Source organism: Bacteroides faecis MAJ27, assembly GCF_900106755.1.
Classification (GTDB): Bacteria; Bacteroidota; Bacteroidia; order Bacteroidales; family Bacteroidaceae; genus Bacteroides; species Bacteroides faecis.
In genome coordinates, this window is record NZ_FNNN01000008.1 from 17,180 (window position 1) to 35,094 (window position 17,915).

The 17,915-nt window shown below is 41.8% G+C and carries 11 protein-coding genes; 5 read left to right on the forward strand and 6 right to left on the reverse strand.

Annotated features, from left to right (window positions below; translation table 11 throughout):
- The first annotated feature begins 5 nt into the window (after window positions 1–5).
- From BLW31_RS08840 to BLW31_RS08855, 4 genes are all read left to right on the forward strand, one after another.
- Window positions 6–2,378, forward strand: a complete 2,373-nt coding sequence (locus BLW31_RS08840) for a glycoside hydrolase family 3 N-terminal domain-containing protein (protein ID WP_029425137.1) — start codon at window positions 6–8, stop codon at window positions 2,376–2,378.
- A 32-nt stretch (window positions 2,379–2,410) separates the two neighbouring features.
- A complete protein-coding gene (locus BLW31_RS08845) occupies window positions 2,411–5,578 on the forward strand; it encodes an alpha-mannosidase (RefSeq protein WP_010535851.1) in 3,168 nt (1,055 codons plus the stop codon).
- A 94-nt stretch (window positions 5,579–5,672) separates the two neighbouring features.
- Entirely contained in the window at window positions 5,673–7,388 is a 1,716-nt protein-coding gene (locus BLW31_RS08850; RefSeq protein WP_081477576.1) for a GxGYxYP domain-containing protein, read from the forward strand.
- Window positions 7,389–7,402: 14 nt separating this feature from the next.
- Window positions 7,403–10,012: a hypothetical protein gene (locus tag BLW31_RS08855; protein ID WP_010535853.1), complete on the forward strand. Its 2,610-nt coding sequence runs from the start codon at window positions 7,403–7,405 to the stop codon at window positions 10,010–10,012.
- 280 nt (window positions 10,013–10,292) lie between these two features.
- Here BLW31_RS08855 and BLW31_RS08865 read toward each other — a convergent pair whose 3' ends face one another.
- The 4 genes from BLW31_RS08865 to BLW31_RS08880 are packed head-to-tail and all read right to left on the reverse strand — an operon-like array spanning window position 10,293 to window position 14,678.
- Window positions 10,293–11,804: a putative Ig domain-containing protein gene (locus tag BLW31_RS08865; protein WP_010535854.1), complete on the reverse strand. Its 1,512-nt coding sequence runs from the start codon at window positions 11,802–11,804 to the stop codon at window positions 10,293–10,295.
- A gap of 60 nt (window positions 11,805–11,864) precedes the next feature.
- A complete protein-coding gene (gene dprA / locus BLW31_RS08870; protein ID WP_010535855.1) occupies window positions 11,865–12,989 on the reverse strand; it encodes a DNA-processing protein DprA in 1,125 nt (374 codons plus the stop codon).
- Window positions 12,986–13,390: an acyl-CoA thioesterase gene (locus BLW31_RS08875; RefSeq protein ID WP_010535856.1), complete on the reverse strand. Its 405-nt coding sequence runs from the start codon at window positions 13,388–13,390 to the stop codon at window positions 12,986–12,988. The genes dprA and BLW31_RS08875 overlap by 4 nt, the downstream gene beginning before the upstream one ends.
- Before the next feature lie 4 nt (window positions 13,391–13,394).
- Window positions 13,395–14,678, reverse strand: a complete 1,284-nt coding sequence (locus tag BLW31_RS08880) for a peptidase U32 family protein (protein WP_029425139.1) — start codon at window positions 14,676–14,678, stop codon at window positions 13,395–13,397.
- Between the two features lie 138 nt (window positions 14,679–14,816).
- On the opposite strand from BLW31_RS08880, the gene dusB reads away from it, so the two are divergent.
- Complete coding sequence (gene dusB / locus BLW31_RS08885) at window positions 14,817–15,809, forward strand: tRNA dihydrouridine synthase DusB (protein WP_010535858.1); 993 nt, start codon at window positions 14,817–14,819, stop codon at window positions 15,807–15,809.
- Window positions 15,810–15,823: 14 nt separating this feature from the next.
- Here the strand turns inward: dusB and BLW31_RS08890 are convergent, their stop codons facing one another.
- Both BLW31_RS08890 and BLW31_RS08895 read right to left on the reverse strand, forming a co-directional pair.
- Window positions 15,824–16,789, reverse strand: a complete 966-nt coding sequence (locus tag BLW31_RS08890) for a phosphatase PAP2 family protein (protein WP_010535859.1) — start codon at window positions 16,787–16,789, stop codon at window positions 15,824–15,826.
- A complete protein-coding gene (locus tag BLW31_RS08895; RefSeq protein WP_010535860.1) occupies window positions 16,780–17,787 on the reverse strand; it encodes an NAD-dependent epimerase/dehydratase family protein in 1,008 nt (335 codons plus the stop codon). The genes BLW31_RS08890 and BLW31_RS08895 overlap by 10 nt, the downstream gene beginning before the upstream one ends.
- Window positions 17,788–17,915: the final 128 nt, after the last annotated feature.

The window sequence follows — 17,915 nt, forward strand, 5'->3', positions numbered from 1 at the left end:
TTTAGATGAAAAAACAACTAAAACTAACATTGCTAAGCTGCTTGTTGTCTATCCCGGCAATCACTCAGGCAGGTCCTAAAGACGATATCTATCGAAAAGGATGGATTGATTTCAATAAAAATGGCAAGATGGACATATATGAAGACCCATCTGCCCCGATAGAGGAGCGCGTCAAAGACCTGTTAAGTCAAATGAACATGGATGAAAAGACTTGTCAAATGGCGACTCTCTACGGTTCCGGTCGTGTTCTAGCCGACGCATTACCGACTGAAAAATGGAAGTCGGAAATATGGAAAGACGGTATAGGAAACATTGACGAAGAGCATAACGGACTGGGGAAATTCGGCTCTGAGTATGCATTTCCTTATGCTAAACACGTTAAAGCTATACACGATATCCAACGCTGGTTTGTTGAAGAAACACGATTAGGAATTCCGGTAGACTTTACCAATGAGGGAATTCGTGGGGTTTGTCATGAGAAGGCTACTTTTTTCCCTGCCCAATGCGGGCAGGGAAGTACCTGGAACAAAGAGCTGATTGCCCGGATTGGTGAAGTAGAAGCTAAAGAAGCTGTTGCTTTGGGATATACAAATATCTACTCTCCTATTCTGGACATAGCACAGGACCCTCGTTGGGGACGTGCGGTAGAATGCTATGGCGAAGATCCATACCTAGTAGGACAGTTAGGAAAGCAGATGATTCAAAGTTTGCAGAAACACAAGCTGGTAGCCACTCCGAAGCATTTTGCCGTATATAGCATTCCAGTAGGCGGACGTGACGGAGGTACGCGTACAGACCCGCACGTAGCTCCGCGTGAAATGCGTACTCTCTACCTCGAGCCCTTCCGCGTTGCATTTCAGGAAGCGGGAGCATTGGGAGTTATGAGCTCATACAATGATTATGACGGTGAACCTATTACCGGAAGCTATCGGTTCCTCACCCAGATTTTACGTCAGGAATGGGGATTTAAAGGATACGTTGTATCAGACAGCGATGCTGTCGAATTCATCTCAAGCAAACACAAAGTTGCTGATAATAATGAAGAAGCAGTAGTACAATCGGTCAATGCAGGCCTAAATGTACGCACTAACTTCAGCTCTCCGGCAGGCTTTATAAAGCCGTTACGAAGTGCCATTGCCAAAGGCAAGGTATCACAAGCTACTATCGACCAACGCGTAAGTGAGATTTTGTATGTCAAATTTTGGTTAGGTTTATTTGATAATCCTTACCGTGGTGACGGAAAATTAGCGGATAAAATAGTGCACTGCAAAGAACATCAGGCAGTAGCATTGGAGGCCGCCCGTCAGTCAATTGTTCTTTTGAAGAATCAAGATAACCTATTGCCCCTTCAAAAGACATTGAAGTCTGTAGCTGTAATAGGTCCGAACGCAGATGAGCAAAAAGAACTCATCTGCCGTTACGGTCCTTCCAATGCCCCAATAAAGACTGTGTACAAAGGTATTAAAGAAGCCCTGCCGGGAGCTAAGGTGGTATATAAAAAGGGATGTGAAATAGTGGATCCACATTTTCCTGAAAGTGAAGTTCTACCTTTTGATATAACGCCCAAAGAGCAGCAGATAATGGATGAAGCAATTGAAGCTGCAAAATCTGCCGAAGTTGTAATTATGGTATTAGGAGGTAGTGAAGTTACTGTACGTGAAGAGCGTTCACGCACAAGTCTTGACTTACCGGGCAGACAGGAAGAATTACTGAAAGCTGTATGCAAGCTGGGGAAACCCACCATTCTGGTAATGATTGACGGTCGTGCTTCCAGCATTAATTATGCAAAAAAATATGTACCTGCTATTCTCCATGCATGGTTCCCGGGAGAGTTTTGCGGACAGGCAGTTGCAGAAACAATCTTTGGAGATAATAATCCCGGGGGTAAGTTAGCAGTCACTTTTCCAAAGTCTGTAGGACAAATACCTTTTGCCTTTCCATTCAAACCAGGGTCTGACAGCGGCTGCGGCACTTCAGTTACCGGCGCTCTTTTCCCTTTTGGACATGGATTGAGCTACACGACATTCGAATACAATAATCTGAAAATATCTCCTGAACAACAAGGAGTACTAGGGGAAGTGAAAGTGAGCTGTACGGTTAAAAATACAGGTAAAAGACCCGGTGATGAAGTAGTACAACTTTATCTCAGAGATGAAATCAGTAGCGTCACAACATACGTAAAAATACTACGCGGCTTTGAACGAATTACCTTACAACCGAACGAAGAAAAAAAAGTGACCTTTACACTGAGCCCACAAGACCTTGCCATCTGGGACAAAAATATGAAATTTCAAGTAGAACCGGGTACATTCAAAGTAATGATCGGAGCTTCTTCAAAGGATATCAGGCTTGAAGGTAAGTTCATAATCAATAAATAGGTATTAATATAGAAATAAAGGAATTATCAAGAATGAAAAAAAGAACCATTTTATTAGCCTTACTATTTGCTACAACAGGACTCAGTCCGCTGCAAGCACAAAAGAAGTACAAAGCTTATATAGTCTCGAACTCGCATTTGGATACTCAGTGGAACTGGGATGTACAGACAACCATTGACGAATACCTCAAGCATACGCTGGTCAGAAACTTCTATCTGTTTCAGCATTATCCCAATTATGTATTTAACTTTGAAGGTGGAGTAAAATATAACTGGATAAAAGAGTATTACCCGCTTGAGTATGAACTGGTGAAAAAATATATCAAAGAAGGTCGTTGGCATATCTCAGGCAGCTCGTGGGATGCCAATGATACTAACGTACCTTCACCCGAATCTTTCTTCCGCAATATTCTGTTGGGACAACAATTCTATAAACAAGAGTTTGGAGTTAAATCTACAGATATCTTCTTGCCGGACTGTTTTGGATTCAGTTATACATTGCCCACTATTGCAGCACATTGTGGCTTAATTGGTTTCTCAACGCAAAAATTACAATGGAGACACCATAATATGCACGGAAAATCCAAGATGCCATTCAATATCGGTCTATGGCAAGGGGTAGACGGCTCACGCATCATGGCAGCTTTAAATGGCAAAAACTATGTTCACGAATGGAATGGTGGAGATATCAGCCAAGATAACGACCTAAAAAATACGGCAAAAAATGGAGCCAATAACACTGCATACCGTTACTATGGTGCAGGAGACCGAGGTGGTTCTGCTAATATAAATTCGGTTGTTTCCATAGAAAAAGGTGTTAAAGGCAGTGGAGAAGTTGAAATTATCAGTGCTACTTCCGATCAGTTATACAAAGACTATCTGCCATTCGATAATCATCCTGAACTTCCTGTATACGATGGCGAGTTACTGATGGACATCCATGCTACCGGCTGTTATACTTCGCAGGCAGCCATGAAATTATATAATCGTCGGAACGAACAATTAGGCGATGCAGCCGAACGAATTTCAGTAATGGCTGATTATATTGACGGAGCAAGCTATCCGGCAAATACGCTGACAGATGCGTGGCGTCGGTTTATCTGGCATCAATTCCACGATGACCTCACAGGGACGAGTCTTCCTCAGGCCTATACCTATTCCTGGAATGATGAACTGATCTCTCAAACGCAGTTTAATGATATCATCCGTACCGGAGTCGGTTCTCTCGCTTCTTGCTTGGATACAAGAGTAAAAGGAACTGCACTCATCGTTTATAATGCAATGGCCGCCCAACGGAAAGAACTAGCAGAAGCCTATATAAATATCTCAAAGGAGCCTGCTGGAGTGCAAGTATTTGACGCTAACGATAAAGAAATTCCGGCACAATTACTTAATTGGGAAAACGGGAAAGCACACATTGCCTTTAGTGCTTCTGTAGCTCCATTAAGCTGCTCCGTATATGATGTCCGTTTTGGAAAAAACAATAAGAGTTCCTTCTTGAAAGCAACTCAGAATTCTTTGGAAAATAGCATCTATAAACTGACTTTAGATACTAATGGCGATATTGTTTCTATTATTGACAAGCGTAGTAATAAGGAACTGGTAGAACAGGGCAAGGCATTCCGTCTGGTTTTACTCCTAGGCAATGAATCGAAAGAATGGCCTGCATGGGAGATTCAAAAAAAGACTATAGATAAGCCCGGAACTCCAATCTCAGAAAATGTTCGTATCAGTATCGAAGAACAAGGTCCCTGTTATGCAGCTCTTCGCATTGAACGCACCTATAAATCTTCTAAATTCATACAATACATCCGCATGAGTGAAGGGGCAAACGATGAACGAATCGATATCATTAATGAAATAGACTGGTCAACAAAAGACGCCGTATTAAAAGCAGAGTTTCCAATGAATGTAAAAAATCGGGAAGCTGTTTATGATCTGGGTATCGGAACTGTAAAGCGTAAGAACAATACAGATACTGCTTATGAAGTATATGCACAACAATGGGCAGACATTACGTCTTCCGATAAAAGTTACGGAATCTCAATCCTGAATGATTGTAAGTATGGATGGGATAAACCCAATGATAACACTTTGCGACTGACACTACTCCATGCTCCCAGTACCAAAGACAGATATAAATATCAGGAACAGCAAGACTTCGGACATCACACCTTCACTTATTCAATCGTGGGCCATCAGGACGGAGCATTACAAGCCGGAATCAGCCATTTGGCCGAATCCCTGAATAGTCAGCTGGCTGTATTCAACACGCCCAAACATAAAGGTGCATTAGGACGTGAATATTCTTTCGTAAAAGTAAATACCCCGCAAGTGGCTATTCGTTCCTTAAAAAAAGCGGAAGAAAGTGATTTATACATCATCCGTTTATACGAGATGCAAGGTAAATCTGCACAAAATGTAGAAATTACATTCCCTGCTCCCATAGAATCGGGCTATGAGGCCAATGGCATCGAAGAGAAAATAGGCGAAGCTACTATACAGGACAATAAATTATGTTTCGACATGGCATCTTATCAACCAAGAACCTTCGCTATCCGATTGAAAAAAGGAAAAGTAAAAGCAGATCCAATAAAGAACATACCACTTCAATTACCATTTAACAGTAAGGCTTTCACTCCTGAAAACTTTGGCTATACTGTTTCTTTCGATAAAAAAGGAAATAGTTTCGCAGCTGAACTAATTGGTGATAAAGTTACTTGTGATGATATCACTTTCAGCATAGCTAACTATGAAAATAAAAATGTTATCAAATGTAAGGGAGATACAATCCAACTACCCAAGGAAGCAGCGGGCAAGAAACTATATATCCTCGCAACTTCTACAGACAAGGATCGCAAAGCAAAATTCATTGTTAATAGTAAATCACACGAATTTGAAATACCTTATTACTCCGGCTTCTATGGACAGTGGGGGCATAAGGGTGTCAGTGACGGTTATATTCGCAATGCTTCGCTTGCATACATCGGTTCTCATCGTCATACAAAAAAAGGGAATGACACGTATATCTACACATATATGTATAAATTCGGCATCGAACTTCCCAAAGAAGCACATACACTGGTACTTCCTAAAGACGAGAATATTGCTGTATTCGCTATCACTTTATCCGACAACTACATCGACAATATTAGTGCGGCTAATGAAATGCGGACATTGCCATTAGAAGTCTCTAAATAATAGGATAACAACACTATAAAACTTCAACATTAAAAAGAGCTTTTCCCGAAATAGATTGGGGAAAAAGCTCTTTTTAACCCTAAACATTACAATCATGAAAATCAAGTTATTATCTACGCTCATCATTTGTTTATTGCCTCCCATTATAGCATCCGCTTACGATGGTAGGCATGGTTGGTTTATACAAAAAGCACCTCAACAACTAATTTTATGTAACGGTGAAGGACTCAGTAGGGCAGAAAGTATGCTTTTAGAGTCATTATCCGGCTTATGTGGACAAGCAGTAAACGAAGACTCTTTTGATGAAATGGTCTGGATAGAAATAGATAACAGTTCCTATCGTGAAATTTTAAGAAGCTCACAGGAAAACCTAAATATCACCAAAACAACCCGAATGGATGTATGGGATCTCTTAGAGCATCTCAAGAAAAAAAAGATCATAGAAGGCTATATACTCTATAAAAACGACAACTCAATAGGAGAAAATTACTCACGAAGAGAAGGAATCAATTATTCAGCTAATGTAGCAACGGTATATGCCAGCCTCCTGAAAGGTATACTGGTAGAGGAATCTTTAGAGAAACGAATCAAACAATCCGGATTAAAGAAACTAAAAGATGCACGTAACGAATCACCGGAAACGTGTTTCGAACGCTGCAAAAACCAACTTAATAGAGGGGCAGCACTTAGCATTGATCCCAAAGTTAGCAACTGCAGAGATATTGCTATAGCTCAGAAACTTATGCTATATTATGGAACAGGGCATTTTTCGGAGCAAATACTGGAATGGGTTACTCCACTTTCACCTATATTGGGTTGGAATTATGGAAATGAAGACGAATATACAGGAGCTATCACAAGATGGGGACACTACAATACGGCTTCAAACTGGTGTCGTAACCTTCCTATCATTATGGCAGCTTCCGATAAAATGCCCCCATTACCTATACATGAAGTAAAAAAAGAAGATATAGATTTCAATGATAATTCTGCATTCCATTCTTTCGTTATCAGTGACGGTGACAATATGCAATGGACAATGGGAGAATTTCTTGATAGTCCACTATACTATGGCAATAAAGACGAAAATCGCTCTCCGGTTTCATGGACTCTCTGCCCAATTAACCTATCAGTAGTAAGCACTTCCACCTGGAATCGTTTTGTTACTATGAAAAAAGACAACTCAAGTGTGATTGAATATGGAGGAGGATATCAATATCCCGATGAATTTGCAAAAAACCGTCCTAACCGGGAGGAACTTCTCATTGAATTTGCACGACGTATGAACTGGCATTTCAAAAAATTAAATATTAAGATATTCGGGTTTATCTGCAAAGATGTATTTAGTAAAGAGGCCCGGCAAGCCTATGAAATCTATGCCCGCGAGATAGAAGGATTAACGGGAATGGTGGCTATTCAATACAGTCCATATAATATGGGAGGAGACATTATATGGGTGAAGAACAATAAAAATATTGAGATTCCAATAGTGACCGCCAAATTTTCTATTTGGTCCGGATTATTCGATAATCCATTGTGTGGTGGTCCAGACTATATCGCAGCTCTCATTAACCGGGATGCGGCAAAAGCGGCCAAATTAAAAGAAAAAAAGAATCCATTGTCTTGGACAATCATACATGCCTGGTCGGATTTCAGTAAAACAGCACATTCTACTGATTTGCCCATAAAAGGTTATAATGCAAGCAAAATCTCAGATCAACTATTATCACCGCAAGTGAAAAACATCTCTCTGCATGAACTATTATGGCGGATAAGGGAACGGCATTATGAGCATTCTACAATACACTAAATATGAATTCGCTTATGAAATTCACAACCTTATCCTTATTGATAATTATTGCCTCTGCCATAAGTGCACAGCAATCATCTCCAAATGCAGAAGATATTTTTCAGAGATATTTTCAACAGGCAAAAATCTTCTCCTCTGCTTATCCGCAAGAGAAAGTGCATCTTCATTTTGATAATACCAGTTATTATGCAGGAGATACTATCTGGTTCAAAGCATATGTAACTCAAGGGACAGAAAATCGACCGACTACTCTTAGTCAACCACTTTATGTGGAGTTACTTGATCAGTTAGGACATATTATCGACAAACAAATCATAAAAACACAAAAAGGAGAGGGACAAGGACAATTCATTTTAGAAAAATCCGGTTTATCCGGCTATTATGAGATCCGGGCATTTACAAAATGGATGCTGGCTTTCGGAGACGAATACTATTTTTCACGTACATTTCCTGTCTACCGTCCCCGAATAGGCATTAATGATGAAGAACGTTTCATAGCTACATATGATATGAGCCCGTCTATGAAACAACGACCAAAAAGTAACGTTAAAAAATTGTCAGTACGTTTCTTCCCTGAAGGAGGGCAGCTAATAGAGGGTGTCACTTCTATAGTAGCTTTCAAAGCTGAAAGTAAAAAAGAGGGAGCAGTTAATGTATCCGGCATACTACGTACTAAAAAAGGTGAAAAGCTAACAGAATTTAGGACAGTCCATGATGGCATGGGATGCTTGTCTTACACTCCACAAACGGGCATAGAAGTAGAAGCAGAAGTGGAATACAACGGCGAGAAATACAAATACTCGTTGCCTAAGGCCCTGCCACAAGGTTATGTATTAAACGTAACCAATCGTGAGAAAACTTTTGATATCCGGATACTATGCAATGGAATTACGGATTCTGATACTTTAGCTCTATTTATATCTCATCAAAATATACCTCTGGTCTGGCATGCTCTCACTTTCGAAAAGAAACAGGCTGAACTTATTCGTATTCCAACAGATAAACTGCCTGCCGGAATTATTCAATTTTCGTTAATGAACCGGAAGGCCAATGTATTAGCAGAACGATATTGCTACATTATGCCTAACAGTTTCCTACAATTAACAGCCCAGACTAATAATTCATATTATTATCCCTTCACTCCTATCCATTGCAAAATAGAAGCGAAAGATTCAAATGGACAACCAATAGAAACTAATCTTTCCGTTTCTGTCCGGAGCACCTTACAATCTGATTACCTAGAATATGATAACACCATATTTACTGATTTACTTTTAACTTCCGAATTAAAAGGTTATATACATCAACCTGGTTATTATTTTGCTGAAAATAGCAGGCAACGGAAACAAGAACTAGATATACTAATGCTAGTACACGGATGGAAAAAGTATAATTTGGAAGATATGATCAGTAATCCACCCATACAGCCGCGTTATCTCCCAGAAGACAAGCTTACTATACACGGACAGCTGAAATCATATATACTCAAGAAAAATAAAGAGAATCTTGAAGTCTCCATTCTATCCAAAAAAGAAGGTATATTCATGGCAGGAAAATCAATCTCCGATTCTCTGGGACGTTTCCAAATACCTGTAGAAGACTTTGAAGGAATTATACCTACTAACATACAAACACGTAAACTCAACAGCGATCGAAAGCAACTCTGCTCAGTCTTACTATTTCGAAATTTCTCTCCAAAACTTCGCAAATACAGTTTTTATGAGATACATCCAGATTGGAAAGACATCAATGAGTTAAGAAAAACCACAAAACATAAAGATTCAGTCTATATGGATTCCATTCGTAAAACTAATCCATATTTTTTAGCAGAAGTAACAATCAAAGCACGTTATCCTCAAAAGCGTACATTATTATTTGAACAAAGTATAGATGCCTATTACGATGTTCAAGCAATGATAGACCAGATGCGAGATGAAGGTAAAGAAATATTCACTTTATATGATTTCCTCAATAAAGTAAACCCCGAAATACGGCTTCAAGAAGGAAAACAGATAATATATCGTGGAAAGTCACTCCCATTAGCAGTCGATGGCAAAATTATGAGAAATCATCAGCGCTTTCTCATTGAAGAAGACATTGACGCTATTAAAACATTAGTAATCAGTAGCGGAAGCGGAGCTAAAGACGAAATAGGAAAATTAGACTTTGAGGAAGCCCTTACACCAATCAAAGAAGATTTTGAAGAATTAGAGGAAGAGATGGAGATTACAAAAGCAAGCGAGAAAAAAGCAACTGATAAACAGTATGGTAAAAGCCTAACAGAAGAACCTACAGCTATTGCTTATATCGTCTCTGCTGACGGCTGGAATGCAAACAGAGACTTTCGTTCGGCTCGTGGAATCCGTACAACCCGTATACAAGGCTATACTCGTCCATTAGAATTTTACTCACCAGCCTATACGGACGGAGCTTTACCTAAAAACAATGATCATCGCCGCACTTTATATTGGAACCCAAATGTACAAACCGACAAAAATGGATGTGTTGTAATAGAATGCTATAATGCAGATAAAACCACACCTATCACTATCAGTATAGAAACTATTTATGATGGAAAACCAGGATCTATATTGAAACATTCAATTGAACAGTCAACCCATTGATCATAATAAAAGCAAATAAGTTTGTTTAGATGTGCAGTTTACTTTTTTTTCATCAGAAAAGTAAACTGCACATCTCTCTTTCAAGAGCATTGTGTGCGATAACAGTGAAAATCCGTGAAAGAAATCAAAAGAGACCCAAATACAAGAAACTTAATTTGGAAGAAATGGCAAGAAGGCTTACATTTGTCATGTGATTTTTTTCATAGTATTAGATTTAAGGTTAACAAAGGTTGGAGCAAGGCGTTGCTCCTTTTTTTATGCCCCAACCTCATCCCTGTTCCTATTTCGGCTTACCACAAATATAAACTTTGCATTGATAAGGAGCCAGCTTTACAATCATACCATCCGCAGCATTTTCCGTAGAACGGCTATCGAGACTATATACCTGTTCCAAAGATAAACCTTCCACCGTTTTCGCGTTCAGTTCTATATTTTGCGGAGTATCCATCCGGTTGAAACAAGCGACAGCTTTACGACCATCAGCCAACGGTTTCACCCAAATATCATAATAATCCGCACGAATGCTGCGTTCTGCCTGCTTACCGAGCACATCCTGATTGATAGCAATCAAATCCTTGTCCAACAAAACCTGTAAAGTGCTATCATCCATGTTCCGTACATCATTTCCACAAAGCAAAGGAGAAGCCATCATACACCATAAGGCAAAATGAGACTTATATTGCTCCTGAGTACATCCTTTCGATTCCGAGCCGATGCTCATGCTCTTCCCGCCAATACCGACAACCAGCATATCCGGATCATTCCACCCGGAAGGTCCGGCATATTCATTCAAAGGAGCGTTGATTTCCAGAATATTCAGAATACCGCGCAGTCCACCCATCCGATTGGCCTCACGGTCCCATACATCTCCTATATCTCCCGAAACCCGCCACAAATGTCCTCCTACTTGCTTTGCCCATTTCCAAGGTTCACGCTGTCCCCACTCGCAAACAGAGAACACAATAGAACGACCGGTAGCACGCAAAGCCTTACCCATCTTAGCATATCGCTCCATAGCCTCCACCCTGCCGGCAGGAGCATTGCAATAATCATACTTCAACAAATCGACTCCCCAGGAAGCAAAATCTTTCGCATCCATTTCTTCGTACCCATAACTGCCACAAACACCGCCACAGGTTTTATCGGCTGCGTCAGAATAGATCCCGAGTTTAAAGCCCCGTTCATGCAGATAGTCAGCAACATATTTTATTCCACGAGGAAACTTCGCTTTATCAATCTGTATATGTCCGTCAGCCCCTCGCTCCGGCAGCTGCCAGAAGTCATCGATATTAATATAGGAATAACCCAGATCACGCATTCCGTTTGCCACCAGTGCATCCGCAGTCTGCAATACCAGTTCTTCCGTGAGATGTTGCCCGAAAGTATTCCAGCTGTTCCACCCCATAGGAGGAGTCAGCAGCAAATCGTCACCGATATGAATCTCGAGCTTTTGCGTACAGGTTCCCTGCGAATTCTTAGCTTTGAGAGTGACTATATATTCACCTTCCGAAGCGACTGTTCCTGTGATAATTCCTGTTTTCGAATCCAGTTTCAAGCCTTTCGGCAACTTCTCAGCACTCCATTCCATCGGTCGCTGGCCGGTAGTAGGAATATAAAACATGAAAGGAGTTGCCGTATAATTGGCTATCACCCGGGGAGGATGAATGCTCGGTGCTCCTTCAAAAAAAATTTGATTGATGTTTGTTTGAGGTTTATCTCCGGCAAACAAAGATACGTTTACTACAAAAAAAGAAAGAATAGATAAGATGAAGAAAGAATGTGTTTTGCTCATGGGGGTATTATTTTTAATTAGGCTGCTAATATAATGAAAAAACAAACAATATCCAGACAATTAAATCAGTAATTGATACATTCCTCCGGCCAATACCCGTACAACTCCTTTCATTTCAAGTTCAAAAAGAATAGCATTCATTTTATGAACGGGAATGTCAGTTTCCACCACCAGCGTGTTAATCTGCAGATTTCCGCGTTGTGCCAGAATATCAACGATCCGTTGTTCTTCTCCGGACAAATCGGGAAACAGGTCACGCTGTACATTGGCTGTTTTTTCCACGCAGGAAGCAGCACTCCAGCCCATTGCCTGCACAAAGTCTTCGGCAGATAAAAGCAGAGAAGCTTTATTGTCGCGGATCAGTTGATTGCATCCCTTGGAATATTCGTCAGTAGCGCGACCGGGAAAAGCGAAACAGTCACGGTGATAACTCTCCGCAAGTTCGGCAGTAATCAGGGAACCGCCTTTTGCGGCAGATTCTATCACAATCGTAGCGTCGCACATACCTGCTACAATGCGGTTTCGGCTAACAAAATTATGCTTGTCCGGTGTTGTGCCGACAAGAAATTCAGTCAGCAGACCACCTCTGTCGAGCATATCAACAGCCGTTTTACGATGGAGAGAGGGATAGATACGGTCTAATCCATGAGCCAATACGCCTACCGTAGCCAGTCCATTATTCAAAGCGCTCCGGTGGGCATTGATATCAATGCCATAGGCAAGGCCGCTGACCACTAACACATCAGGACATAACGCTTTCAAGTCACGAAGGAAAGTAGCGCAAAGTTGCGTTCCATAATCGGTAGCGTGGCGGGTACCCACCATATTTAGAATATGGAGAGCATTCAAATCCGCATTTCCCTTGAAGAAAAGCACGACAGGAGCATCCTCACACTCCCGCAAGCGGGAAGGATAAGCTTCATCATAATAAGTCAGGCATTGAATGCGGTTCTTCTGCAGAAATCCGAGTTCCTGCTCTGCACGGGCAATGAGTGACGGACAATCCAGTGCGGCAGATATCCGTTCGTTAACTCCGGGAATACGTTCGGAAAGCTCTTTCCGGTAGCGGAAGACATCAGTGGCACTTTTCATGCCCTCTACCAGACGCTTCGCTCCAATGTGCCCGATACCGGGCACCATGGTCAGAGCGATGCTATAAATCTGTTCTTCTTCGTTATCGGTCATTTCAGGTATGGAGCAAAGACGTTGTCGAATAATTCGCTGCTACTCAAACGTCCGTTTACCACACATACCGTTTCAACAGTGGATTTCACTACTACTTTTTGATCACTTTTGCGGAAGATATCCTGATAGAATACATACTTGATACCCTCTTTTTTCATATATAGCTTGGAGACAAATTCATCTCCACTCTTCAACGGAGTCTTGAAAGCCATATTGATGCGCGCCACTACCGGATCGACTCCCTGCTCATGAAGCGCTGCAAAGCTAATACCTACCGAGATCAGAAACTCATGGCGGGTATGCTCCAGATAATGTTGATAATTGGCATTGTTGACAATACCTTGCAGGTCGCATTCATAATCGCGTACCTTCATCTCCAGCTCGTAAATGTACTGACTCATCTGTTTATCCTCTTTTCTGTTCTACATCAAGTCCTTTGAACTTCTTCAGTTCTTCGGTAGATACCAATTTATATAATTTGTCGCTGGGACGTATCTTGTCTGATTTCATCGAGAAGCGCTGTCCCTTCTTGACTGTTTCTACCGGTTTCAGATCGACGCGGGCTTCGTCCAGCGTCATGAAGACTGCACCGGTGGTTGGTCCCGTAATCAGCAATTTATCGCCTACACTGACTTCGGACGCCTCCACCAGAAATTCGGAAACGCCGATATTGGAGAAGTATTTGATACCTTTACCCACATAGATTTTACGCTCCGTAGCTGCCGAACCGTAATTCCGTGTCCATTCGCCAAGCCGTTGTCCGAGGTAATAGCCATCCCAGAATCCACGGTTGAAAACAGCTTTCAGACGTTCGTCCCAAGCTGCGATTTTTTCGTCTGTAAAGGTATCGTCCAAATAAGACTGAATCGCCTCTTTATAACATTCTACCACTGTACGCACATACTCAGGGCCACGGGCACGACCTTCGATTTTGAATACACGCACACCTGCATCCATCATCTTATTCATAAAATGAATAGTCTTCAGGTCTTTCGGCGACATGATATATTCGTTGTCGATATCCAGTTCCACATCTGTCTCCTTATCACGAACGGTATAAGAACGACGGCATACTTGCATACAAGCCCCCCGGTTGGCGGAGTGATTCATTTCATGCAAAGAGAGGTAGCACTTTCCGGAGACTGCCATACACAGAGCACCGTGACAGAACATCTCAATACGAATCTGTTCACCACTCGGTCCACAGATATTTTCTTCCCGGATCTGACGATAAATCTCTGCAACCTGCTCCAGATTCAGTTCGCGTGCAAGCACCACAACATCGGCAAACTGGGCATAAAATTTCAAGGCTTCCGCATTCGATATATTAAGCTGAGTAGACAAATGCACTTCCTGCCCGATCCGGTGGGCATAATTCATCACTGCCACGTCAGCAGCAATCACTGCAGATATTCCGGCTGCTTTGGCCGCATCGACAATAGTACGCATCAAAGGAATATCCTTATCATAGATAATCGTATTGACTGTCAGATAGCTTTTCATCCCGTGTTCGTCGCACGTCCGGGCTATCTCACGCAAATCATCAACGGTAAACGTATTGGCAGAACGGGCACGCATGTTAAGGTTTTCTATACCAAAATAGATAGAATCGGCTCCAGCCTGAATGGCTGCCGCAAGAGATTCGCGCGAACCGACAGGCGCCATTATTTCAAAGTCTTTTATATTCATTTTACTGTTCGATAATCATTAAAATGTGATAGGAGTATGCAAAGGTACGAATTAATCCGCATCCGTGAAACTTACCTCAACAAATAGTTCTTTCAGTTTTTATCCGTACCTTTGCACGGCAAAAAAGAAGTATCAATTATGAAGATAAACCATATAGACCTGGGAGAACATCCTATACTACTCGCCCCCATGGAGGACGTGACAGACCCGGCTTTCCGCCTGATGTGCAAAAAGTTCGGTGCCGACATGGTATATACTGAATTTGTATCGAGTGATGCATTGATACGTGCCGTCAACAAGACCGCGCAGAAGTTGAGCATCAGTGACGAAGAGCGTCCTGTTGCCATTCAGATTTATGGGAAGGATACGGAAACAATGGTGGAAGCCGCCAAAATAGTGGAACAGGCACAGCCTGATATTCTCGATATCAACTTCGGTTGCCCGGTGAAAAGAGTAGCGGGAAAAGGTGCCGGAGCAGGAATGTTACAGAATATTCCGAAGATGCTGGAGATTACCCGTGCGGTAGTAGATGCCGTGAAAATACCGGTAACTGTAAAAACTCGTCTGGGATGGGATGCCAATAATAAAATCATTGTAGATTTGGCAGAACAATTGCAGGATTGCGGTATTGCCGCATTGACTATCCACGGTAGGACCCGTGCGCAAATGTACACCGGAGAAGCAGACTGGACACTGATAGGGGAAGTAAAAAACAATCCCCGCATGCATATTCCTATCATCGGCAACGGAGATGTGACTACGCCTCAACGCTGTAAGGAGTGTTTCGACCGTTATGGAGTAGACGCTGTCATGATCGGTCGTGCAAGCTTCGGACGCCCCTGGATATTCAAGGAAGTGAAGCATTATCTGGAAACAGGAGAAGCGCTTCCCCCACTCAGTTTTGAATGGTGCATGGAGGTATTACGACAGGAGGTAGTAGACAGTGTGAATCTGCTTGACGAACGCAGAGGTATTCTGCATGTACGCCGTCATCTGGCTGCCAGTCCGTTGTTCAAAGGCATTCCTAATTTTCGTAATACCCGTATCGCTATGCTTCGGGCGGAAACAAAGGAAGAATTGTTCCGGATATTTGATGAGATAACTGCCAATCTAGCATCTGTAGATCGATGATATACCAGATTGGTTTACTTAAACATCGGCTGCGCAAACCACTTCTTGAACATCCACGTTGCTACAACATATAAAACGAACGCTGAGAAGAAGCCTACAATAGCGTCAATAACATAATGCGCCTGAATATACACGGTAGCACCACAAAGTAGCATATAGAAAGGAATCAGGCAGGCAAAGAGCTTTTTGCTGCCACGCCACGCCATAATCATCAAGATAGTGGAAATGCCGACATGAGAACTGGGGAATGCCGCAGTAGGTCGTTCGCCTACCTGCTGCGAGCCCTCTACCAGATTATAGAAGAACCCATGCTGATAGCCGGGACCGGGCAATAGTTCCTGATGATGATTGAAATAATCGCCAATAGCCGGGAAGATACCTTTCGACACATTATCGAACCCGATAGCCGGAAAATAGAATTGCGGTCCCGCCACCGGAACAAAGATATAAATGAGATAATAAATAAAGAAAGAAGTTACCAGTACAAATGACATCTTCTCAAACCATTCAAACTTATAGATAAAGTAGAATAACGTCACAATCAGCATCATCGGATAATAGAAGAAATATCCCAAATTGAATGCTTCGCTGACTATCAGATGCGGAAATGTGTGGCAGAACCAGATAGCAGGCTGCCCATTGAAGATAAATTGTTCGGCAACAGCAAATACATGATCAAGATTGGGGAAGAACCGGTTAAACTCAAACGTATCGGGATACCAGTACGAAAGCAGGCTCATCTGAATGACAACCCGCACAAATGCCGAGAACTTACAAGGTGCCAGCCGATAAAGATACATCAACAGGAAAGTCATTGCAGCAATCATCGCCCTATCCAGCAACATGTGCCATGGATGATCCATTCGCTGAAACAGGAACAGTATCAAGATGGAGGTCAACAGATTATAAATCAATGTAATCTTCTCCACAGCAAACAACCCCTTCCGGGTTTCCACTCGCTTAAATAAGTCTAAAGCCATCCTTCGTTTTTATACCAGGCAATCGTTTCACGAACTCCCTTCTCCAGATCATATTCGGGAGCATACCCTAACTCTGTCATTGCAGGGGTTATATCACATTGCCAGTTACGTTGTTTCATTATTTTATACTTGTCAGAATTCAGCGTACTGCTCTTCCCGGAACGCGTAGCAATAAATTCAGCGAGCAAAGATATAACTTTTAGCACAATTAATGGACATTTCATATGAATAACAAACGGATTGCCCAGTTCTTTTTGTATTAAGTCCGAAAATGTGCGGCTTTTATATACGTTTCCATCCGACAGGAAATACGCTTTTCTCGCTACTCTTTTCTCTATTCCAAGGAAGATGGCCTGCACAATATCCTTTACATAAATAAAAGTCAGATCCTGTCTCCGGAAACCCACCGAGAAGTCCACATGCTGACGGATGGACTTTGCCATCAGGAAATAATCCATTTCACGGGGACCGTAAACTCCTGTAGGACGATAAATGACATAAGGGAAACCGGGAATGCTCTGTATATAAAGTTCGGCTTTGAGTTTACTAAATCCATAAGCCGTATTAGGCATCGGAGAATCATCTGCCGAAATGGGCGAGTAATCTTTTTCATGCACCGGTCCGAATACGCTCAATGTGCTGATATAGATAAACTGCTTCGGAACCATATTGAGTGCCTTCAACGTATCAACAAAATATTTAGTCTGAAGATAATTTACATAATCAAATGTTTTCTTGTCCGAACACTTGGTGACTCCCGCACAATGAATAATGTAATCAAATTTGTTATACGTCCCTTTATGCCCGGAGAGTTGGGCACGCAATTCGTTGGGATGAGCAAAGTCCAGTTCCAGAAAATGAATCTTCCGGTTCTTCAAATACTGCTTGCTGCTGCTAGAACGGATTCCCGCCCACACACCAAACTTTCGTTTCAGTGCCTCTTCGACAATAAAACTTCCAATGAATCCACTTGCACCTGTAATTAGAATACTCTCCATTAATATAGTCCTAATATATAAGAAAAGAATGACGCTACAAAGATACAATAAATATAAAACAAAAGCCATTTTGCTTTTCTCAATTATTATTTGTTTATTTGCAACGCAATTTATTTACTATTCAACAC

What these genes read in the sequence shown, in the direction of transcription:
- BLW31_RS08895 (WP_010535860.1), bottom strand. Translation starts at nt 17,787, where the DNA reads ATGGAGAGTATTCTAATTACAGGTGCAAGTGGATTCATTGGAAGTTTT.
- BLW31_RS08855 (WP_010535853.1), top strand. Translation starts at nt 7,403, where the DNA reads ATGAAATTCACAACCTTATCCTTATTGATAATTATTGCCTCTGCCATA.
- BLW31_RS08890 (WP_010535859.1), bottom strand. Translation starts at nt 16,789, where the DNA reads ATGGCTTTAGACTTATTTAAGCGAGTGGAAACCCGGAAGGGGTTGTTT.
- BLW31_RS08865 (WP_010535854.1), bottom strand. Translation starts at nt 11,804, where the DNA reads ATGAGCAAAACACATTCTTTCTTCATCTTATCTATTCTTTCTTTTTTT.
- BLW31_RS08880 (WP_029425139.1), bottom strand. Translation starts at nt 14,678, where the DNA reads ATGAATATAAAAGACTTTGAAATAATGGCGCCTGTCGGTTCGCGCGAA.
- dprA (WP_010535855.1), bottom strand. Translation starts at nt 12,989, where the DNA reads ATGACCGATAACGAAGAAGAACAGATTTATAGCATCGCTCTGACCATG.
- BLW31_RS08850 (WP_081477576.1), top strand. Translation starts at nt 5,673, where the DNA reads ATGAAAATCAAGTTATTATCTACGCTCATCATTTGTTTATTGCCTCCC.
- BLW31_RS08875 (WP_010535856.1), bottom strand. Translation starts at nt 13,390, where the DNA reads ATGAGTCAGTACATTTACGAGCTGGAGATGAAGGTACGCGATTATGAA.
- BLW31_RS08845 (WP_010535851.1), top strand. Translation starts at nt 2,411, where the DNA reads ATGAAAAAAAGAACCATTTTATTAGCCTTACTATTTGCTACAACAGGA.
- BLW31_RS08840 (WP_029425137.1), top strand. Translation starts at nt 6, where the DNA reads ATGAAAAAACAACTAAAACTAACATTGCTAAGCTGCTTGTTGTCTATC.
- dusB (WP_010535858.1), top strand. Translation starts at nt 14,817, where the DNA reads ATGAAGATAAACCATATAGACCTGGGAGAACATCCTATACTACTCGCC.